Origin of the sequence: Marinobacter sp. CA1 (genome assembly GCF_020546665.1) — a bacterium.
GTDB classification, from domain to species: domain Bacteria; phylum Pseudomonadota; class Gammaproteobacteria; order Pseudomonadales; family Oleiphilaceae; genus Marinobacter; species Marinobacter xestospongiae.
Genome location: NZ_CP071785.1, coordinates 1,737,526 through 1,756,468 on the forward strand (window position 1 = coordinate 1,737,526; position 18,943 = coordinate 1,756,468).

The window sequence follows — 18,943 nt, forward strand, 5'->3', positions numbered from 1 at the left end:
CAGTGGCATCATCCTTGCTGACAACCTCTCAGAGAGTTGTGTCCAACAGAAACCGGCAAGAGGTTGCCATGGCAGCAATGGTCTTCCCCCAGACTCCGGCCCCCGAAGCGGCGGGCCCAACCAAGGAACGCAGGTCGCCCCGGGAATCCGATGGTTCCGACGACAGCGGCTTCGAGGCCGTGTCCCGCAAGGAGCGGGAACGGCTCGACCGGGAGTCGACCAAGGTCGAGCGCCGCAAGGAAGAGGCGGCGAATGCCGACGCGAAACAACAGGCCAAAGCGCCAGACCGCCCGACGGAGAAGACCGGGGCGGATTCCACCAAGACTGACGCTGGCGCCGTTGCCGAGGCGGAGACAGCCGAGGACGCTGAGGCGGTGTCCGACCTGGAGAGCGATACCAGCGTACCGTTCACCTTTGCTGACCTGCAGAAGCTGGTACAAAACTCGCAAGGCGCGGCCGTGGATGGGGATGTCGATACACCGACGGTGCCCAGGCTGACGCTGGCCAGCGGCCAGGGCCTGCCCGGAATGCCGGGTGTGCCAGGGCTCCCTGGCGCCTCCGCCATGAATGGGTTGCCCGGCATGAACGGCGCTGGTGAGTCCGGCGGCAAGCCTTTGCCGGGGCAAACGGCGTCCCAGATGATGGCTGACCTGATGTCCGCCAATAATGGCGGTGATGGAGCCAAGACGCTGGATCCTGCGCTGTCGTTTTCCGCGGCCCGCGCTTCGGCGTCGGCGGAACTGGCCAATCAGACCAGTCAGTCGCTGACCTCTCTGGCGGGCCAGAAGGGGGCCGAGCAGGGGCTGGCGCTCAAGGGCTACGCCACCAGTATCGATGTGCCGGTAGGGCATGCGGAGTGGGGCGATAAACTGGTGGGCAAACTCACCTGGCTGACCGCCCGCAACCTGTCAGTGGCGGAGATTCATATCACGCCGCCGGATATGGGGCCCCTGGATGTACGGGTTCAGGTTCAGCAGGACCAGGCTACGGTGACGGTGCACTCCGCCAATCCGGTGGTTCGTGACCAGCTGGAACTCAATTCGCATCGCCTGCGGGACATGTTGGGAGAGCAGGGCATCGACCTGGACCAGTTTGAGGTGATGGATTCGCCTGATCGGCAACCTGGCCACCCGGACAGCGAAGAAGGTGAGTCCGCGGCTGGCGGTTCCGGCGGGGCGCTGGCCTCCGAGGACGGCGGTGATGCTGACGATGACCTGCTGCCCGGCAGTGCCGGAGCGGTAGACCTGAGCTGGCGTGGTGAACTTGATCTGTACGCCTGATCCCGTAACTTGAGTGGCGCCTGAGCGGCGCCCGCCTGCCTATCCCTGCCGTCGGCAAATCTCTTTGCCCATCCCTGATCCGGGCGCTAAACTGCTGTTTCAAAAGCGGGTTGGCCAGCGTCCGGACGCTTAATCCAGACCCAGGCCGCCAAGTGGCAATCTGGCCCGCTGCTTGCTTCAATCAGTGGGGGCGCCCCATCTGGTGGTTGTTCCGACGATTTTTTGACTGACTCCGCGAGCGCGGATTCTCATGGGAAGACAGTGATCTATGGCCGATGACAACGCGCCTGATGGTGCCCCCAAGAAAGGCAAACTCAAGACAATTCTGCTGCTGGTGGTGGTGGTCATCCTGGCAGTCGGTTTGTCTGTCGCAGGCACCCTGTGGTTCCTGCAGGAAAAGTCCGACGACGGTGACGATGCCAGCAACAATGGCGAACCTGCACAGCCGGCGTTCCAGCCCAGCCAGTATGCCGAGATCGAGAAAGCTCTGGTCACCACCGTGCAGGCTGAGGGGCGACAGCGTTACGCTCAGGTCTATGTGGCGTTTGAGGCGGACAATGCCGCCGCCCTCGCGGCGACCGAGTTGCACATGCCGCTGTTGCGTGCCCAGTTGATCAACGTGCTGGCAGCCAGCGACTTCATGACTCTGCAGAGCGCTGAAGGTCGCCAGCAACTGTCGCAGACGATGCTGGACGCCGTTAACGGTGTGCTGGAGCAGGAAGGTGAGCCCCCGCTGAAACGGGTGCTGCTGAGAAACTTCGTATTGCAGTGACGGGCGGGAATTAGCATGCAGGACTTACTGTCACAGGACGAAATTGATGCGCTGCTCCACGGGGTGGACGACGGCGACATTGATACCTACGACGAGACCGACGACACCGGCGTCAAATCCTACGACCTTGCCAGCCAGGACCGCATCGTCCGTGGCCGGATGCCCACCCTTGAAATGATCAATGAGCGGTTTGCCCGCTACACCCGGATCAGTCTGTTCAACCTGCTTCGCCGCAATGCGGATGTCTCCACCGGCGGTATCCAGATCATGAAGTTCGGTGAGTACATCCACACCCTCTACGTACCGACCAGTCTCAACCTGGTGAAGGTGCGGCCACTGCGGGGCACCGGTCTGTTCATCCTTGATGCCAAGCTGGTGTTCAAACTGGTGGACAACTTCTTCGGTGGGGAAGGCCGCCACGCCAAGATTGAAGGTCGTGAGTTCACGCCCACCGAAACCCGGATCGTCCAGATGGTCCTGGAGCAGGTTTTCCACGACATGCGGGAAGCCTGGCAGGCGGTGCTCAAGGTGGAGTTTGATTACATCAACTCGGAAGTGAACCCGGCGATGGCCAACATCGTCAGCCCCAGCGAGGTGGTGGTGATCAGCACCTTCCACATTGAGCTGGATGGCGGTGGCGGCGAGCTGCACATGGCGCTGCCCTACTCAATGATCGAGCCTATCCGTGACGTGCTCGATGCCGGGGTCCAGAGTGACATCGACGATGTCGATGAGCGCTGGGTTCACGCCCTGCAGGAGGATATCAAGGACGTCGAGGTGCCGGTGAATGCGATGGTATGCCGCCGTCGCATTTCGCTACGGGAGGTTGCGCGTTTCCAGGCCGGGGACATTATCCCGGTAGAGCTGCCGGAGAGCCTGACCGTGACCGCCAATGGCATTCCGGTCTATCAGGCCAGTCTGGGTACCCGGGACGGTAAGCTGGCATTGAGAGTGAACAAGCGGGCCAAGCGGCCTGAAGTGAAGAAACAATTGAAGGTGGGACGAAATGGCTGACGACGACAAGAAAGACGAGCAGGAGATGAGCGAAGACGAGAAGCTCGCTGCTGAGTGGGAAGCCGCGATGGAGGAGTCCGGTGACGAGCCCGCCGCAGAAGACGCCGGTGGTGGTGAGGCCGGAGGCGATGAGGCCGAGCGTGCCGACGAGTGGGCGGCCGCGATGGCGGAAGCCGGTGACACGCCGGATGAGCCAGAGGACGACGTTCGCACCGCACCGATGGAAGAGTTTGGCGCCGACAGTGCTCTGGCCGCCGGCGGCGAGTCGCCGGACCTCGATGTCATCCTCGACATTCCGGTGACCATTTCCATGGAAGTGGGCAACACCCAGATCCCGATCCGCAATCTGCTGCAGCTGAATCAGGGCTCGGTGATCGAGCTGGACCGGCTGGCAGGGGAGCCGCTGGACGTGCTGGTGAACGGCACCCTGATTGCCCATGGCGAGGTGGTCATGGTGAACGAGAAGTTCGGTATCCGCCTGACCGACGTGATCAGCCCCGGTGAACGCATCAAACGGCTGCAGAAGTGATATGCCCATGATCCGATCCTGTCTTCATGGCCTGGTTGGGCTGGTGGTCATGGTGCCGGCACCGTTGCTGGCGGCGGCTGAAACCGAGTCCACCCGCCAGGGCGGGCCAGACACCGTCGGCAGTCTGGCCAGTCTGAGTCTGGGACTGATTGCCGTTATCGCGCTGATCTTTGGTTGTGCCTGGCTGGTCAAGCGGATGAGCGGTCTGTCCGGAATGAACAGCCAGGCGATGAAAGTGGTGTCGGTGATGAACCTGGGCACCCGCGAGCGGATCGCGCTGCTGGACGTCGGTGGCACTCAGATCCTGGTGGGCATCACGCCGTCCACCATTCGCACCCTGCATGTGTTTGATGAGCCGGTACTGACGCCGGATACCGCGCCTCCGGGGGATTTCGCCCGCCGCCTCCAGGGACTGCTGAACCGCCAGAACAATCCCCCCGGCAGTGGCCACGGAGACAGCCATCGCGGAGACGGCCAATGAATCGCTGGCTGGTCTGGTTGGGCGGTCTGGCGCTGATGCTGGCGGGTTCGTCGGCCCTGGCGGACCTGCCCGGTATTCCGGCGGTCACCATGACGCCCGGAGAAGGGGAAGGGGCCCAGGAATACTCGGTCACCCTGCAGATCCTGGCGCTGATGACCGCGCTGACGTTCCTGCCGGCGATGGTGATGATGATGACGTCATTCACCCGCATCATCGTGGTGTTCGCCATCCTGCGTCAGGCGCTGGGGCTGCAGGCAACGCCCTCCAACCAGATTTTGCTGGGACTGACGCTGTTCCTGACCATCTTCATCATGAAACCTGTGCTGGAAGAGGCCAACCGGGTGGGGCTGCAACCCTATCTGGCGGAGGAGGTCACCTCGCTGGAGGCGGTGGAGTTGGCCAGTGAACCGTTCCGCGATTTTATGCTGGGGCAGACCCGGGAGGATGACCTGGCGCTGTTCATGCGCATTTCCGACACCCAGTACGATACCCCGGAGGATGTGTCCTTTTGGGTGCTGATGCCGGCGTTTGTCACCAGTGAGCTGAAGACCGCCTTCCAGATCGGCTTTATCCTGTTCATACCGTTCCTGATCATTGACATGGTGGTGGCCAGCGTGCTGATGGCTATGGGTATGATGATGCTGTCCCCGATCATCATTTCGCTGCCGTTCAAGATCATGTTGTTCGTGCTGGTGGACGGCTGGGCGCTGGTGATGGGCACCCTGGCGGCCAGCTATGGTATCTAGTGAGCCACAGCCCGTGATCAACGGGAGGAGAGACCCGCGATGACTCCGGAAACCGTAATCGACATCATGCGGGAAGCGCTGTGGATGATCGTTCTGCTGTCGGCGGTGATCATCGGTCCTGGTCTGGTGATCGGCCTGGTGGTCAGTACCTTTCAGGCCGCCACCCAGATTAACGAGCAGACCCTGAGCTTCCTGCCCCGCCTGATCATCACCTTGCTGGTGCTGATCTTTGCCGGCCCGTGGATGCTGACCCAGCTGATGGATCACGCCGAAGGCCTGATCTCCAGCGTTCCCTACCTGATTGGCTAGCCCGTGATCCCGCTGGAATTCACTGCGGACCAGATTGGCCAATGGGTGGGGCAGCACCTGTGGCCGTTGTTCCGGATCGCCAGCTTCATGATGGTGATTCCGTTCATCGGTACCCAGCTGGTACCCGCCCGGATACGCCTGGGGCTGGCGCTGCTGATGACCATCCTGGTGGTGCCTATGATCGGTGAGGTGCCGAAGGTGGAAGCGCTCAGCGGCGATGCGGTGGTGATCACCCTGCAGCAGATTCTCATCGGTGTCGGTATGGGGTTCGCGCTGACGGCGCTGTTCCAGTTGTTCGTGGTCGCCGGCCAGATGATCGCCATGCAGATGGGGTTGGGGTTTGCGTCGATGAACGATCCCGCCAACGGGGTCACGGTACCTGTATTGTCTCAGTTGTACACCATCACCATCACGCTGCTGTACCTGGCGATGAATGGTCATCTGGTGGCGTTTGAGGTGTTTCTGGAGAGCTTCCGCACTCTGCCGATCGGTCTTGAAGGCATCGGGCAGGGTGGCTTGTGGATGCTGGCTCACCGTATCAGCTGGATGTTTGTGTCGGCGATGCTGCTGGCGCTACCGGCGGTGACCGCGGTGCTGATCGTCAACATCTCGTTTGGGGTGATGACCCGGGCGGCGCCGCAGATGAACATTTTCGCACTGGGTTTCCCGATCGGGCTGATCTTTGGCCTGTTTGCGATCTGGGTACTGCAAAGCAATTTTCTGCCCCATTTTCACCAGTACACCGAGGAAACCTTTGAATTCATGCGCCAGTTGCAGGGGGTGCCCTGAGGTAGCGATCGATGGCGGAAGACAGCGACGACAGTAGTCAGGAAAAGACCGAAGAGGCCACCCCCCGACGATTGGAAAAAGCCCGGGAAGAGGGCCAGACCGCGCGATCCCGCGAGCTGGCCACTATGGCGGTGCTGATCGTGGGGGCCGGTGGCCTGCTGGTGTTTGGCGCGAGTATGGGCGAGGCGTTTGCCAACATCATGCGCAACAGTTTCGACATTGAGCGCGACACCATTTTCGATACCAGCCAGATGAGCATCCAGCTGCTGGCTGCCGCAGAGGAGGCGACACTGGCGGTGGCGCCCCTGCTGGTGTTGTTGCTGGTCGCCGCCATTGCCGGTTCCATCGGCATTGGCGGTCTGCTGTTTAGCGGCAAGGCGATCATGCCGAAACTGAACCGCATGGACCCGATCAAGGGGCTCAAGCGGATGTTCTCCACGCGTTCGCTGATTGAGCTGGTCAAAGGGATTGCCAAGGTGGGGCTGGTGATGGTGGTCGCCATCCTGATCCTGGACCTGCGCACCGAAGACCTGCTCAGTATCGCTGAGGAGCCTCCGGTGCCAGCTATGCGTCACGTGGTGTGGACCCTGGGCTGGAGTTTTTTCCTGCTGTCCTGTGCCACCATCCTGATTGCGGTGATTGACGTTCCCTTCCAGATCTACGATCACCAGAAAAAACTGCGGATGACCAAGCAGGAGGTCAAGGACGAGTTCAAGGACACCGAGGGCAAACCAGAGGTGAAGGGGCGGATACGCCAGTTGCAGCGGGAAATGGCGCAACGGCGGATGATGCAGGATGTCCCCGATGCCGACGTGGTCATCACCAACCCCAGTCACTATGCGGTAGCTCTGAAGTACGATCAGGCCACCATGGCGGCCCCTATCGTGGTGGCCAAGGGCGCGGATGACGTCGCCTTCAAGATCATGGAAATCGCTCGGGAGCACCGTGTGGACGTGTTGCGGACGCCACCTCTGACCCGGGCGGTCTATCACAACACCGAAGTGGGCGGCGAGATTCCGGACGGACTGTACATGGCCATCGCCCAGGTGCTTGCCTACCTGTTCCAGCTACGCCAGTTCCGTCGAGGTCAGGGCGCCAAGCCCGGCATGCCGGACTTCCCGATCCCGCGGGATCTGCGACGCGACTCTTAGGGCGTCAAACAGCGGTGCCCTGGAGTGTGTCCTGGCATGGCCCCGTCCGGGCTTCAATGACCCGCACCATGGGGTTGTCCCGACTCCGGGGGATCGCCAGGGTGTGATAGAAGTCCCTGGGGTTGTGGACGTTCGTCGCCGCAAACCCCAGGTTCTCAAAATGGCCGGCGGCGTGGCCGTCATCCCGGAAATGGAAGCTGACCTGGCTCTGGGTCATTCCTCCGAGTACCTTGCTGAGCAGATCGATGCTGCCACGCAGCAGTGGCTGGGGTGGTGGCAGATAGCTGTCCGTGAGGTAGACCGAGCCGGGGCGTCGGGCGAGTGCGGTGGCAAGCCGTTGCCAGAAATCGCTGATTACCGGCAGTGAGAAGTAGTTGGTCAGACCTTCGGTCACCACAATCACCGGGCCGCCGGCGTCGAAACAGCGGTCGATCACCGTTTCCAGGGCCTGCTCGCCGGATGGGGCCAGAATATCGATGGGGGTAACCTGGTGATGGGGGCCAAGATGGCCGCTGGCTGCCAGCTTGGCGGCCTTGCGCCGGGCCATGTCAGTCAGGTCGGCTTCCACCATGTGTAGGTTAGGGAAGCGTTGTCGCAGGCGAATGCCTCGCGGGGAAAGACCGCAGGCAATCTCCAGCACCTGGCAAGCGCCGTGCTGGCGGATGGTCTGTTCGATCAGATGATCAATGATCAGGTGGCGTTGCAGCAGAAAGGTTCGCAGGTTGCCGCCAGCAATCTGGCGGCTGACGGCTTCAAACGGGCTCATCAGCTGATAGAGCCATTTGCCCTGAACGGTGGTGAGGCTATCGTCGGAGAGCCCATTCCGGTGCCAGACGGCACCGGTGTAGAGGGCTGTGAAGCTGATACCGGAACTGTCAGTCGGCTTGGTGCTCATAGATGGCTTTTCCCCAGGCTTCCCTGTCGCCGGGCAGAACCAGGTTGAGCGCAATGGCGACGACCGCACACAGGGCAATGCCTTCCATGTGGCCGAGTACCATGCCGCCGATGCCGAACACCAATGTGACGCCGACAATCACCAGGTTGCGTGCTTCCGACAGATCCACCTGGTGGCGGATCAGGGAGTTCAGGCCTACCACGGCAATCGAGCCGAACAGCAGGCACAGGATGCCGCCCATCACCGGGACCGGGATGGTCTGCAGGGCTGCCCCGAATTTGCCGACAAAGGCCAGCACGATGGCAGTGACAGCAGCCCACAGCATCACCCGCGGATTGAAATTGCGGGTCAGCATGACCGCACCAGTCACCTCGGAATAGGTGGTGTTGGGCGGTCCGCCGAGCAGGGCAGCGGAACTGGTAGCGAGCCCGTCACCCAGCAGGGTGCGGTGCAGGCCGGGTTTCTTCAGGTAGTTCTTGCCAGTGACGTTGCTGATCGCCAGCACGTCACCGATGTGTTCGATTGCCGGCGCAATCGCTACCGGAATCATGAACAGGATCGCCGACCAGCCAAACTCCGGAGCCACGAAGTTGGGCATCGCCAGCCAGGGCGCTTCCAGAATCGGGGTGTAGTCGACAATGCCGGTGATGGCCGAGAGCACGTAACCGGTTACCACACCAAACATGATCGGAATCAGCCGGAACAGGCCTTTGGCCCAGACGGAGGCCACAATGGTGACGATCAGCGAGGCCATGGCAATCAGAATGGCGGTGTCGTAGGGCACCAGCTGGGCACTGCCGTCACCGGCGCGACCAGAGGCCATGTGCACGGCAACCGGTGCCAGGCTGAGCCCGATCACCATGATCACCGGACCAATCACCACCGGCGGCAGCAAGCGGTTGATGAACCCGGTACCGCGGAGTTTGACCAGTCCGCTGAGGAGAATGTAAAGGATACCCGCAGCGACCAGGCCGCCCAGGGTTTCCTCCAGACCAAACTTGGTTTTGGCAGCCAGGATCGGTGCGATAAAGGCGAAGGACGAGGCCAGAAAGATGGGGATCTGCCCGCCCGTCACCAAATGGAAGACCAGGGTGCCCATGCCCGCGGTGAACAGCGCGACATTCGGGTCCATACCGGTGATCAGTGGCATCAGCACCAGGGCGCCGAATGCCACCAGCAGCATCTGCGAGCCGGCCAGGGCCTGCCGCAGGATTCCGGTGGTTGAAGGGGACTGCATGTTCAGATGTCCTTTTGCTTGGTGCCGAAGATCTTGTCGCCGGCATCACCCAGGCCAGGCAGGATATACCCTTTTTCATTCAGGCACTGGTCAATGGAGGCCGTATAGATGGACACATCGGGATGGGCCTCCAGCACTTTTTCCACACCTTCCGGTGCCGCGACCAGAACCAGCGCGCGGATCTCGGTGCTGCCGGCCTTCTTCAGCAGGTCGATGGTACCGATCATGGAGCCACCGGTTGCCAGCATCGGATCAATGATAATGGCCATGCGCTGGTCCAGCTCGCCCACCAGTTTCTCCAGGTAGGTGCTGGCTTCCAGGGTTTCCTCGTTGCGGACCTGGCCCACCACACTGACCCGGGCGCCGGGAATCAGACTCAGCACGCCATCCATCATGCCCAGACCGGCACGCAGGATCGGGACGATGGTGACTTTCTTGCCGGTGATCTGCTCCACCTTCACCGGACCTGCCCAGCCTTCGATGGTGGCCTCGTCGAGCGAGAAATCCTGGGTCGCCTCGTAGGTCAGCAGGGCGGACACCTCCTGCGCCAACTCACGAAAATTCTTGGTGCTGATATCGGCCCGGCGCATCAGGCCGAGTTTGTGGCGGATAAGGGGGTGTTTCACCTCGTGAATGGGCATGGCTCACCTACTGTGTTCTGGATTGCGGAAATTGGGGAAATATCGTCGCAAGGATAACGTATATCGCAGGGGGCGTCAGGCGTTGCCGCGCAATTGCGGGTAAGGAGTGGTACAGATATTGCGACAACGACAGGGAACGGCGCTTGGGCGTCAAATTTTCGACTGGATTTCATTGCAGCGACGGCTGCGATGACAGTAAGGGGAGTATTACCGGGCATGGACCGAGCGCTAGTCCTGAACAACGTCAAATCCCTGACGCGGGGGAACCTGGGTATCCCGCTCATGCTGATAGCGCTGCTGGGCATGATGATTCTGCCCATGCCCACCTTCCTGCTGGACGTCCTGTTTACCTTCAACATCACCCTGTCCATCGTCATCCTGCTGGTGTGTGTGTACGCCTTGCGGCCAATGGAGTTTGCGGCTTTCCCCACGGTGTTGCTGGTGGCCACACTGCTGCGACTGGCCCTCAACGTGGCTTCAACCCGGATCGTGCTACTCAATGGTCATGCCGGTGGCGACGCCGCTGGTAAGGTCATCGAGTCCTTCGGCGCGGTGCTGATTGGCGGCAACTACGCGGTTGGTCTGGTGGTGTTTGCGATTCTGATGATCATCAACTTCATGGTGGTCACCAAGGGTGCCGGCCGGGTGTCTGAAGTCAGTGCCCGCTTCACCCTCGATGCCATGCCAGGCAAGCAGATGGCGATCGATGCCGATCTCAACGCCGGCCTGATCAACCAGGACGAGGCCAAGCATCGTCGCGAAGAGATTGCCCAGGAGGCCGACTTCTATGGCTCCATGGACGGTGCCAGCAAATTCGTGAAGGGCGATGCCATTGCCGGGCTGCTGATCCTGCTGATCAACATCGTCGGCGGGGTGGTCATCGGTATGCTCCAGCACGGGCTGGATTTCACCACCGCGATGCAGAACTACGCCCTGCTCACCATTGGTGACGGACTGGTGGCGCAGATTCCGTCGCTGCTGTTGTCGACCTCGGCCGCCATCATGGTCACTCGGGTCACCACCTCCCAGGATATGGGCAGCCAGATCATCCAGCAGATGTTCAGTGGGCCCAAGGCGCTGTCGATCGCTGCTGGCATCCTGATTCTGTTGGGCCTGATTCCCGGCATGCCTCACCTGGCGTTCCTGGGTCTGGGAGGCATTGCCGCCGCTTCGGCCTACTTCATCTGGCAGCGGGACCGGCAGACCGTTGAGGAAGGCGGTGCCTTCCCGGCACGCGGTGGTGGCATGCCGGCACCGCGTCCGGGTGGTGATGCCCCCGGCGGTGCCGGTCCGGACCAGTCGTTGCCGGCGCCCACCGAAACCCGCGAGCTGGGCTGGGAGGATGTTTCCACCGTCGATGTGGTAGGGCTGGAAGTGGGTTACCGGCTGATTCCGCTGGTGGACAAGAGTCAGGGTGGGCAGTTGCTGACGCGGATCAAGGGCGTGCGCAAGAAGCTGTCCCAGGACCTGGGGTTCCTGATGCCGTCGGTACACATCCGTGACAATTTGGACCTGATGCCCAACGTCTATCGCATCACCCTGATGGGGGTCACCATCGCCGAGGCGGAGATTCATCCGGACCGTGAACTGGCGATCGATCCCGGCCAGGTGTTCGGCAAGGTTGAGGGCATCGAAGGCAAAGATCCGGCCTTTGGGCTGGACGCCTGCTGGATCGAGGAAAGCAAGAAGGATCAGGCCCAGACCCTGGGGTATACCGTGGTGGATGCCAGCACGGTGGTGGCCACCCACCTCAACCAGGTCCTGCAGAAGCATGCCCACGAACTGCTGGGGCATGAAGAAGCGCAGAAGTGGCTGGATCAGCTGGAGAAGCTGTCACCGAAGCTGGCCGAAGAGCTGGTGCCGACCACGGTCTCCATCAGCATTCTGCTGAAGGTATTGCAGAGTCTGCTGAAAGAAGAGGTGCCGATCCGCGACATGCGCTCCATTGCTGAGGCCATCGTCAACCTCCATCCCCGCAGCCAGGACCCGAAAGTGCTGACCACAGCGGCGCGCCAGGCGCTGCGGCGGATGATCGTACAAAGCATCTGTGGCAACGAATCCGAGATTCCGGTGATCACCCTCGATCCGGAGTTGGAACAGATGTTGCTAAAGTCTCTGCAGCAGAGTCAACAAGCCGGCGGTGGCGAAGACATCGGTCTGGTGCTGGAACCGAACATGGTCGAGAAACTCCAGCGCTCGCTGCAGGAGAGTGTGCAGCGCCAGGAGATGCTCGGGAAGCCCGCCATCCTGCTGGTATCAGGGCCTTTGCGGCCGGTGTTGGCGAAATTTGCCAGTTATGGCGTAGAGCGACTGCACGTGTTGTCCTATCAGGAAGTGCCGGATAACAAGCAGATAACGATTGTGGCGTCCGTCGGGCAGTGACAGAAAGTCGGCGTCAAATAGGTGACAGGGGTGTCCTGATCACCACGGAGGATGAATCATGAAGGTTAAACGGTTCTTTGCACCCACCATGGCCGAGGCGCTGAAGCTTGTCAGTGCCGATATGGGCCCGGACGCGGTGATCCTCTCCAACCGGAAGGTTGATGGCGGCGTGGAGATCGTGACCGCGTTGGACTACGACGAGAATGTGGCGCGCCAGCGTTTGGGGGAGTCGGCCGAAGAGGCCACCAACAGTGCCCGGCTGGCGGAATTGCAGGCAGATCAGCAGCGCAGGCTGGAAGAGGAGCTCAACCGCAGCAAGGCCCGGATCACCGAAGTCCGTGGCCACCAGTCTGAGCCCGTCCCGGCGTCGGCAGAGTCTGAGCCGGAAGGGTTTGTCGCCCGGGGACGGACGGATCTCGACTGGAATCTGCCGGAGCCTCAGCCGCAAACACGGCAGGTTCAGCCTCCGTCACCGCAGGTCCAGCACGATGAGCTGGCGGCGATGAAGGCGGAGATCCAGTCGTTACGGGACCTGGTGCAGGCTCAGGGCGAGCAGCGCGCCAGCAGGCCGGAACCAGCTCCCGTACAGCCCCAGCCGCAGCCGGCCCAGCACCGTCTGATGGAACGGCTGCAGGACTTCGGTCTCAGTCATGATCTGGCAACAGCGCTGTCCCGCAGCCACGGTCGTGGTCGCCTGGAAGATGGCTGGAAGCAGGCGCTCAAGACCCTGGCCGCAGGTATCAAGACGTCACGGGCAGAGTGGCTGGAGCAGGGCGGCATCTTCGCGCTGGTCGGCCCGACCGGTGCCGGCAAGACCACCACCATCGGCAAACTGGCGGCCCAGTATGTACTGCGTCACGGCGCCGACTCGCTGGCGCTGGTGACCACTGACCGCTTCCGGGTCGCCGCCCATGAACAGCTGTTCGTGTTCGGGCGCATCCTCAACGTGCCGGTTCGGGTAGTGGATGACCGGCATTCCCTCGACGATATTCTGGCGGAGCTGTCAGACCGTCATCTGGTGCTGATCGATACCGCCGGCCTTAACCAGGGCGACAAGGGCTATCAGCAGCAGCTGGCGGAACTGGCGGGCAGTGATTATCCGATTCGCCCGCACCTGGTGGTGTCCGCCACCAGCCAGCCCCGTATTATGAAATCCGTCTGGCATTGCTATAAGATGGCGGATCTTGCCGGTTGCGTAATTACCAAGCTGGACGAAGCGCTGACGCTGGGGGAATCCCTGGGGTTTGCCATGGAGACGGGGCTGCCGGTGGCCTATTATACCGATGGCCAGAAGATACCGGACGACCTGCACCACGCCGAACCGGCGACCCTGGTCCGCCAGGGTGTGGAACGGCTCAAGCAGGTACAGCGGGATACGGTGGTGGCCGAGGGCGCCTGAGCCGTTGCCGGCGTCGACCGTAGTCAGTATTCAAGTAAACCAGTCATCGGCATCCGTGGGTGCCGGACACTGATGGGCAAGAGACAAGACACAATATGAGCAAATCACATCCGGTTCAGGTGATCGCGGTTACAGGTGGCAAGGGCGGCGTCGGCAAGAGCAATGTCTCGGTGAACCTTGGCATCGCGTTGGCCCAGAAGGGGCGCCGGGTGGTTTTGCTGGATGCCGATCTGGGGCTTGCCAACATCGACGTTTTGCTGGGTATTACCGCCAACAACAATCTGTCCGACGTGTTGAATGGTGAGTGCGATCTCCGCGATGTCTTGGTAGATGGCCCAGGCGGCATCAAGATCGTGCCGGCATCCTCCGGTACCCAGAAGATGACCCAACTGTCACCGCTGGAGCATGCCGGCCTGATCAATGCGTTCAGTGAGCTGGGGGACCAGATCGACGTGCTCATCGTCGACACCGCAGCCGGCATTTCCGAGTCGGTGGTGAGCTTCCTGAGGGCCTCCCAAGAGCTGCTGCTGGTAGTCTGTGACGAGCCTACGTCGATCACCGATGCCTACGCCCTGATCAAACTGATGAACCGCGATTACGGCATCAACCGCTTCCGCATCCTGGCCAACCAGGTTCGCAATGAGCAGGAAGGGCGACACCTGTTCGGAAAACTCGCCCGGGTAACCGAACGTTTCCTCGATGTCGCGCTACAATACACGGGAATAGTGCCCTACGACGAAGCCGTTAAAAAAGCCGTGCAGAGACAGCGGGCCGTGCTTGATGCCTATCCCCGAGCCAAGGCCTCCCTGGCCATCAAGGCGCTGGCCGAGCAGGTGGACAATTGGCCACTGCCGTCCTCTCCCCGCGGGCACCTGGAGTTTTTTGTCGAACGGCTCGTTGAGGTCTGATTTATCCACCGTCACTGGTAAGCTGGTTACATGACATTGGCGAAGAACCTGGGATTATACCATCGCACCGGCGCCGGGCAGGCCCATCAACTGGTTGAGCGACATGCCCCGTTGGTCAAGAAGATCGCGCTTCACCTGCTGGCCCGGTTGCCAGATTCCGTGCAACTGGATGACCTGATGCAGGCGGGCATGATCGGCCTGCTGGAAGCTGCCCAGAAGTACCAGTCCACCAAGGGCGCATCGTTTGAAACCTACGCCGGCATCCGAATTCGTGGCGCCATCGTTGATGAAATACGCAAGGGCGACTGGGTGCCACGTTCGGTTCATCGCAACGCCCGACGTGTCGCCGAAGCCATCAAGGCGGTGGAGTCCCGCGAAGGCCGGGAAGCGCAGGACGTGGAAGTGGCAGCCGAGCTCGATATGAGTCTGGCCGACTACCACGCCTGCCTCAACGACGCCAGCAGCGGGCGACTTTTCAGTCTCGATGAACTCAATGAATCCGGTGAGGTGCCGATAGAGGAGTCAGACGGTTCTGACAATCCGCTGCAGGGCATCACCTCGGATGCCTTCCGCCACAGCCTGGCGGGTGCCATCGAAGAGCTGCCGGAGCGAGAAAAGCTGGTGCTGAGTCTTTACTACCAGGAAGAGCTGAACCTGAAGGAAATTGGTGCGGTCCTGGGCGTAAGCGAAAGCCGGGTCAGCCAGATTCACAGTCAGGCGGCGATGCGGCTGCGGGCCCGTCTGTCGGACTGGCAGAAAGCTGACGCGGGACACTAGATCCCTTGCCAGTGGCCATCTGCGGCGGGATTGATACTGATCATGGCCGGTGCCGAATAACCCGACAATCTGTGTAGAATTTGGTAACAGATGCTTTACAAGTCGGTGAAAGACAACACAATACAGGGTGTAATCCCGACAGCCTGCTAGAATTTAGTCGGGAGGCCGAAATCCTGAGGGGTCACGGCTGCCGGCCCCACGAATTCCGGGTGTTATTAACTGGAGGTCCCATTGGACAAAAACATGAAAATCCTCATCGTGGACGACTTCTCCACGATGCGACGGATCATCAAGAACCTGCTGCGTGATCTCGGGTTCACCAATACGGACGAGGCCGATGACGGCAACACCGCGTTGCCGATGCTCAAGAGTGGCAAGTACGACTTCTTGGTGACCGACTGGAACATGCCCGGCATGACCGGCATCGAGCTGCTCAAGGAAGTGCGTGCTGACGATAACCTCAAAACCCTGCCAGTGCTGATGGTTACCGCCGAAGCCAAGCGTGACCAGATCGTCGCGGCGGCCCAGGCCGGCGTGAATGGGTATGTGGTGAAGCCATTCACCGCAGCGGTGCTCAAGGAAAAGATCGAAAAAATCTTTGAACGAATTCAGTGACGGGTCGGACGCGCTCCTATGAGCAATAACAACGATGACGAGAAGGGCCTCGACCCGGAAGTAATCGAAAAGCTTCGGACTCAGGCCGCAGAGCTGGTGGAACAGGTCAATGCCGGCGATTACGCCCGCGCCATGGGCCTGATCAACGAGCTGAATGAAGTTCGCGACCAGAGCCTTTATCGGGAAGTCGGACGACTGACCCGCAGCCTTCACGAAGCCATTCGCAACTTCCAGATCGATCCCCGCAATGCCGAACAGCAGGAAGCCCTGTCCAAGATGACAGACGCTTCCGACCGGCTGGAATACGTGGTGCAGATGACCTCCAAGGCCGCCAACCGCACCATGGACCTGGTCGAAGACACCATGCCCAAGGCGATGGCGCTGAAAGAACAGGCGGCCTCGTTGCGAGACGACTGGCAGCGCCTGCGGCGTCGCGAGATGGAACCAGCCGAGTTCCGCGAACTGTATGGTCGGATCGATAACTTCTTCGTCAGTCTGACCGACGAAGCCGACAGCATCTACGGCAGTCTGTCCGAGATTCTGCTGGCACAGGACTTCCAGGATCTCACCGGTCAGGTAATCCAGAAAGTGACCGGCCTGGTGAAAGAGGTGGAAGACCACCTGCTGAGTCTGGTGGTGATGGCCAGTCATGTGGACCAGATCACCGGTACTGTCCATGACCTTTCCGAGGCGGAGCCGGCAGAGCCGGATGAGAAAGCCGCGGATCAGGGACATGGTCCCCAAATCAACGCTGCAGACCGCTCGGATGTGGTGTCGGGGCAGGACGATGTTGATGACCTGCTGTCCAGTCTCGGTTTCTAAGTGAGGGTAATGCATGGCATTCGATGCAGATGAAGAGATCCTTCAGGATTTTCTGGTAGAGGCCGGGGAAATCCTCGAAAACCTGTCTGAGCAGTTGGTCGATCTGGAGCAGAATCCGGACGACGGCGATCTGCTCAATGCCATCTTCCGTGGCTTCCATACCGTCAAGGGCGGCGCCGGGTTCCTCCAGCTGGATGCCCTTGTCAGTTGCTGCCACTCTGCCGAGAACGTGTTTGATACTCTCCGCAACCACAAGCGCCGGGTGGATTCGGAGCTGATGGATGTGGTGCTGCAGGCACTGGATAACGTCAACTCGATGTTTGATCAGGTCCGCAGCCGGGAAGAGCCAACGCCGGCGCCGGATGACCTGATCGCCGCGTTGGATCAACTGGCGCTACCGGCGGACCAAGCGCCGCCGGCGGCAGCAGAACCAGAGCCGGAGCAACCCGCCACCGAAGCTGAACCGGAAGCGCCAGAAACTGGCAACCAGGGGCAGGGCGGTGACATTACCGACCAGGAATTCGAGCAGTTGCTGGATGCGCTGGATGGTGAAGACGGTGCTGACGCCGCCAGCGGTGCAGACGACAGCCTAGGTGGCGCTGCCAGTGAGTCCGGCGGTGACGACGAGATAACCGACGACGAGTTTGAGGCGTTGCTGGATCAGCTGCACGGCAAGGGCCAGTTCAGTGGTCCGCCACCGGAGTCTGAACAGGAGGCCCCGCAGGAGGATGCGGCGTCCCCGGATTCGGGCAAGGGTGGCGACGATCTGATTACCGACGACGAGTTTGAACAGCTGCTCGACGACCTGCATGGCAAGGGCGGTGCGCCTACGCCCAAGGCGGACGCCAAGTCTGATGCCAATCCGACCGCTGACAAACCGGCTGAAAGTGCCAAGCCTGAGCCCAAGCCACAACCAAAGCCAGAGCCGAAACCGGCCCCCAAACCGGCGGCAGCGGCCAAGCCCGAGCCAGCCAAAAAGCCCGGTGGCGATGGCAACAGCCATCCGGCACCGGTGGCGGAGACGACGGTTCGGGTCGACACCAAACGGCTTGACGACATCATGAACATGGTCGGTGAGCTTGTTCTGGTGCGTAACCGCCTGCAGCGCCTTGGGGCGGCGAGTGAAGACGAGAACATGCACAAGGCGGTCTCCAACCTGGATGTGGTGACCACCGATCTGCAGGCTGCGGTCATGCAAACCCGGATGCAGCCGATCAAGAAAGTGTTTGGCCGCTTCCCGCGGGTGGTGCGGGATCTGGCCCGCAGCCTGAAAAAAGAAATCAATCTGGTGATGCATGGCGAGGAGACGGACCTCGACAAGAACCTGGTTGAAGCCCTGTCTGACCCGCTGGTTCACCTGGTGCGTAACTCGGTGGATCACGGTATCGAGGCGCCGGATGTCCGGGAAGCCGCGGGCAAGCCCCGGGTTGGCCGCGTCACGCTGTCCGCCGAGCAGGAGGGCGACCACATCCTGCTGTCGATCGAGGACGACGGTGCCGGCATGGACCCGGAGAGACTGCGTGCCAAGGCGGTAGAGAAGGGGCTGTTCGATCAGGATGCCGCTGACCGTCTCACCGACAACGAGTGTTTTAACCTGATCTTTGCCGCCGGCTTCTCCACCAAGGAGCAGATCTCGGACGTGTCCGGCCGGGGTGTGGGCATGGACGTGGTCAAGACCAAGATCGGCCAGCTCAACGGCCAGATCAATATCGAGTCCAAGATGGGCAAGGGCTCGCGGATCATCATCAAGGTGCCGCTGACCCTGGCCATTATGCCAACGCTGATGATCATGCTGGGCGACCAGTCCTTTGCGCTGCCGCTGGTCAATGTGGTGGAAATCTTCCATCTCGACCTCAGCAAGAAGAACATCGTCGACGGCAAGGAATGCATCGTGGTGCGCGACAAGGTGTTCCCGCTGTTCCACGTCAAGCGCTGGCTGGTACACGGCGCGGCGGGCGAGCCGGACCCCACCAACGGCCATGTGGTGATTGTCGCCATGGGCACCAAGAAAGTCGGGTTTGTGGTGGATCAGCTGATCGGCCAGGAAGAAGTGGTGATCAAGCCCCTGGGCCGGGCATTGCAGGGTACTCCGGGCATGGCCGGGGCGACGATTACCGGTGACGGTCGCATCGCCCTGATTATTGATGTGCCCAGCCTGCTGCAGCATTACGGCTAAGGTGGCTCGAATGATGACTC

The 18,943-nt window shown here is 61.1% G+C and carries 19 protein-coding genes; 16 read left to right on the top strand and 3 right to left on the bottom strand.

Annotated elements, in window-relative coordinates:
• Window positions 1-68 precede the first annotated feature (68 nt).
• The 9 genes from J2887_RS08020 (at window position 69) to flhB (ending at window position 7,071) form a co-directional block, all read left to right on the top strand.
• On the top strand, window positions 69-1,280 hold the full coding sequence (locus J2887_RS08020; protein WP_227175455.1) for a flagellar hook-length control protein FliK: 1,212 nt from the start codon (window positions 69-71) through the stop codon (window positions 1,278-1,280).
• Between the two features lie 268 nt (window positions 1,281-1,548).
• Window positions 1,549-2,052, top strand: coding sequence for a flagellar basal body-associated FliL family protein (locus tag J2887_RS08025; RefSeq protein WP_227175456.1), 504 nt, complete (start codon window positions 1,549-1,551; stop codon window positions 2,050-2,052).
• A gap of 15 nt (window positions 2,053-2,067) precedes the next feature.
• Window positions 2,068-3,066 (top strand): flagellar motor switch protein FliM, encoded by a 999-nt coding sequence (gene fliM, locus J2887_RS08030; RefSeq protein WP_227175457.1) that lies wholly within the window; start codon window positions 2,068-2,070, stop codon window positions 3,064-3,066.
• Entirely contained in the window at window positions 3,059-3,595 is a 537-nt protein-coding gene (fliN, locus tag J2887_RS08035; protein ID WP_227175458.1) for a flagellar motor switch protein FliN, read from the top strand. The genes fliM and fliN overlap by 8 nt, the downstream gene beginning before the upstream one ends.
• A gap of 7 nt (window positions 3,596-3,602) precedes the next feature.
• Window positions 3,603-4,076, top strand: coding sequence for a flagellar biosynthetic protein FliO (gene fliO, locus J2887_RS08040; protein WP_416381900.1), 474 nt, complete (start codon window positions 3,603-3,605; stop codon window positions 4,074-4,076).
• Window positions 4,073-4,822, top strand: a complete 750-nt coding sequence (gene fliP / locus J2887_RS08045; protein WP_416381901.1) for a flagellar type III secretion system pore protein FliP — start codon at window positions 4,073-4,075, stop codon at window positions 4,820-4,822. The genes fliO and fliP overlap by 4 nt, the downstream gene beginning before the upstream one ends.
• 39 nt (window positions 4,823-4,861) lie before the next feature.
• A complete protein-coding gene (fliQ, locus tag J2887_RS08050) occupies window positions 4,862-5,131 on the top strand; it encodes a flagellar biosynthesis protein FliQ (RefSeq protein WP_227175459.1) in 270 nt (89 codons plus the stop codon).
• Window positions 5,132-5,134: 3 nt separating this feature from the next.
• Window positions 5,135-5,920 carry a flagellar biosynthetic protein FliR gene (fliR, locus tag J2887_RS08055; RefSeq protein WP_227175460.1) on the top strand — a complete coding sequence of 262 codons (786 nt, stop codon included), beginning with the start codon at window positions 5,135-5,137 and terminating at the stop codon, window positions 5,918-5,920.
• A gap of 11 nt (window positions 5,921-5,931) precedes the next feature.
• The gene (gene flhB / locus J2887_RS08060) at window positions 5,932-7,071 is read left to right on the top strand and encodes a flagellar biosynthesis protein FlhB (RefSeq protein ID WP_227175461.1); all 1,140 of its coding nucleotides are present in this window, start codon (window positions 5,932-5,934) and stop codon (window positions 7,069-7,071) included.
• A 4-nt stretch (window positions 7,072-7,075) separates the two neighbouring features.
• Here the strand turns inward: flhB and J2887_RS08065 are convergent, their stop codons facing one another.
• From J2887_RS08065 to upp, 3 genes are read right to left on the bottom strand one after another with little or no spacing between them, the layout of a single operon-like run.
• A complete protein-coding gene (locus J2887_RS08065) occupies window positions 7,076-7,966 on the bottom strand; it encodes a class I SAM-dependent methyltransferase (protein WP_227175462.1) in 891 nt (296 codons plus the stop codon).
• Window positions 7,947-9,203 carry a uracil-xanthine permease family protein gene (locus tag J2887_RS08070; protein ID WP_227175463.1) on the bottom strand — a complete coding sequence of 419 codons (1,257 nt, stop codon included), beginning with the start codon at window positions 9,201-9,203 and terminating at the stop codon, window positions 7,947-7,949. Before J2887_RS08070 ends, J2887_RS08065 begins: the two co-directional genes overlap by 20 nt.
• Window positions 9,204-9,205: 2 nt before the next feature.
• A complete protein-coding gene (gene upp / locus J2887_RS08075) occupies window positions 9,206-9,844 on the bottom strand; it encodes a uracil phosphoribosyltransferase (protein WP_227175464.1) in 639 nt (212 codons plus the stop codon).
• A gap of 216 nt (window positions 9,845-10,060) precedes the next feature.
• Here upp and flhA point away from each other — a divergent pair, with 216 nt between their 5' ends.
• The 7 genes from flhA to J2887_RS08110 all read left to right on the top strand — a co-directional run bounded on the left by flhA (window position 10,061) and on the right by J2887_RS08110 (window position 18,923).
• On the top strand, window positions 10,061-12,226 hold the full coding sequence (gene flhA, locus J2887_RS08080) for a flagellar biosynthesis protein FlhA (RefSeq protein ID WP_227175465.1): 2,166 nt from the start codon (window positions 10,061-10,063) through the stop codon (window positions 12,224-12,226).
• Window positions 12,227-12,284: 58 nt separating this feature from the next.
• The gene (flhF, locus tag J2887_RS08085) at window positions 12,285-13,625 is read left to right on the top strand and encodes a flagellar biosynthesis protein FlhF (RefSeq protein WP_227175466.1); all 1,341 of its coding nucleotides are present in this window, start codon (window positions 12,285-12,287) and stop codon (window positions 13,623-13,625) included.
• A 95-nt stretch (window positions 13,626-13,720) separates the two neighbouring features.
• The gene (locus J2887_RS08090; RefSeq protein ID WP_227175467.1) at window positions 13,721-14,533 is read left to right on the top strand and encodes a MinD/ParA family protein; all 813 of its coding nucleotides are present in this window, start codon (window positions 13,721-13,723) and stop codon (window positions 14,531-14,533) included.
• A gap of 30 nt (window positions 14,534-14,563) precedes the next feature.
• Window positions 14,564-15,310, top strand: a complete 747-nt coding sequence (locus J2887_RS08095; protein ID WP_227175468.1) for an RNA polymerase sigma factor FliA — start codon at window positions 14,564-14,566, stop codon at window positions 15,308-15,310.
• A 231-nt stretch (window positions 15,311-15,541) separates the two neighbouring features.
• Window positions 15,542-15,925, top strand: a complete 384-nt coding sequence (gene cheY, locus J2887_RS08100; protein WP_227175469.1) for a chemotaxis response regulator CheY — start codon at window positions 15,542-15,544, stop codon at window positions 15,923-15,925.
• 18 nt (window positions 15,926-15,943) lie between these two features.
• Window positions 15,944-16,747: a protein phosphatase CheZ gene (locus J2887_RS08105; RefSeq protein ID WP_227175470.1), complete on the top strand. Its 804-nt coding sequence runs from the start codon at window positions 15,944-15,946 to the stop codon at window positions 16,745-16,747.
• A 13-nt stretch (window positions 16,748-16,760) separates the two neighbouring features.
• Complete coding sequence (locus J2887_RS08110) at window positions 16,761-18,923, top strand: chemotaxis protein CheA (protein ID WP_227175471.1); 2,163 nt, start codon at window positions 16,761-16,763, stop codon at window positions 18,921-18,923.
• Window positions 18,924-18,943 lie beyond the last annotated feature (20 nt).

Coding starts and splice junctions, on each gene's coding strand:
- J2887_RS08020 (WP_227175455.1), top strand. CDS start 69: ATGGCAGCAATGGTCTTCCCCCAGACTCCGGCCCCCGAAGCGGCGGGC.
- J2887_RS08025 (WP_227175456.1), top strand. CDS start 1,549: ATGGCCGATGACAACGCGCCTGATGGTGCCCCCAAGAAAGGCAAACTC.
- fliM (WP_227175457.1), top strand. CDS start 2,068: ATGCAGGACTTACTGTCACAGGACGAAATTGATGCGCTGCTCCACGGG.
- fliN (WP_227175458.1), top strand. CDS start 3,059: ATGGCTGACGACGACAAGAAAGACGAGCAGGAGATGAGCGAAGACGAG.
- fliO (WP_416381900.1), top strand. CDS start 3,603: ATGATCCGATCCTGTCTTCATGGCCTGGTTGGGCTGGTGGTCATGGTG.
- fliP (WP_416381901.1), top strand. CDS start 4,073: ATGAATCGCTGGCTGGTCTGGTTGGGCGGTCTGGCGCTGATGCTGGCG.
- fliQ (WP_227175459.1), top strand. CDS start 4,862: ATGACTCCGGAAACCGTAATCGACATCATGCGGGAAGCGCTGTGGATG.
- flhB (WP_227175461.1), top strand. CDS start 5,932: ATGGCGGAAGACAGCGACGACAGTAGTCAGGAAAAGACCGAAGAGGCC.
- J2887_RS08065 (WP_227175462.1), bottom strand. CDS start 7,966: ATGAGCACCAAGCCGACTGACAGTTCCGGTATCAGCTTCACAGCCCTC.
- J2887_RS08070 (WP_227175463.1), bottom strand. CDS start 9,203: ATGCAGTCCCCTTCAACCACCGGAATCCTGCGGCAGGCCCTGGCCGGC.
- upp (WP_227175464.1), bottom strand. CDS start 9,844: ATGCCCATTCACGAGGTGAAACACCCCCTTATCCGCCACAAACTCGGC.
- flhA (WP_227175465.1), top strand. CDS start 10,061: ATGGACCGAGCGCTAGTCCTGAACAACGTCAAATCCCTGACGCGGGGG.
- flhF (WP_227175466.1), top strand. CDS start 12,285: ATGAAGGTTAAACGGTTCTTTGCACCCACCATGGCCGAGGCGCTGAAG.
- J2887_RS08090 (WP_227175467.1), top strand. CDS start 13,721: ATGAGCAAATCACATCCGGTTCAGGTGATCGCGGTTACAGGTGGCAAG.
- J2887_RS08095 (WP_227175468.1), top strand. CDS start 14,564: ATGACATTGGCGAAGAACCTGGGATTATACCATCGCACCGGCGCCGGG.
- J2887_RS08105 (WP_227175470.1), top strand. CDS start 15,944: ATGAGCAATAACAACGATGACGAGAAGGGCCTCGACCCGGAAGTAATC.
- J2887_RS08110 (WP_227175471.1), top strand. CDS start 16,761: ATGGCATTCGATGCAGATGAAGAGATCCTTCAGGATTTTCTGGTAGAG.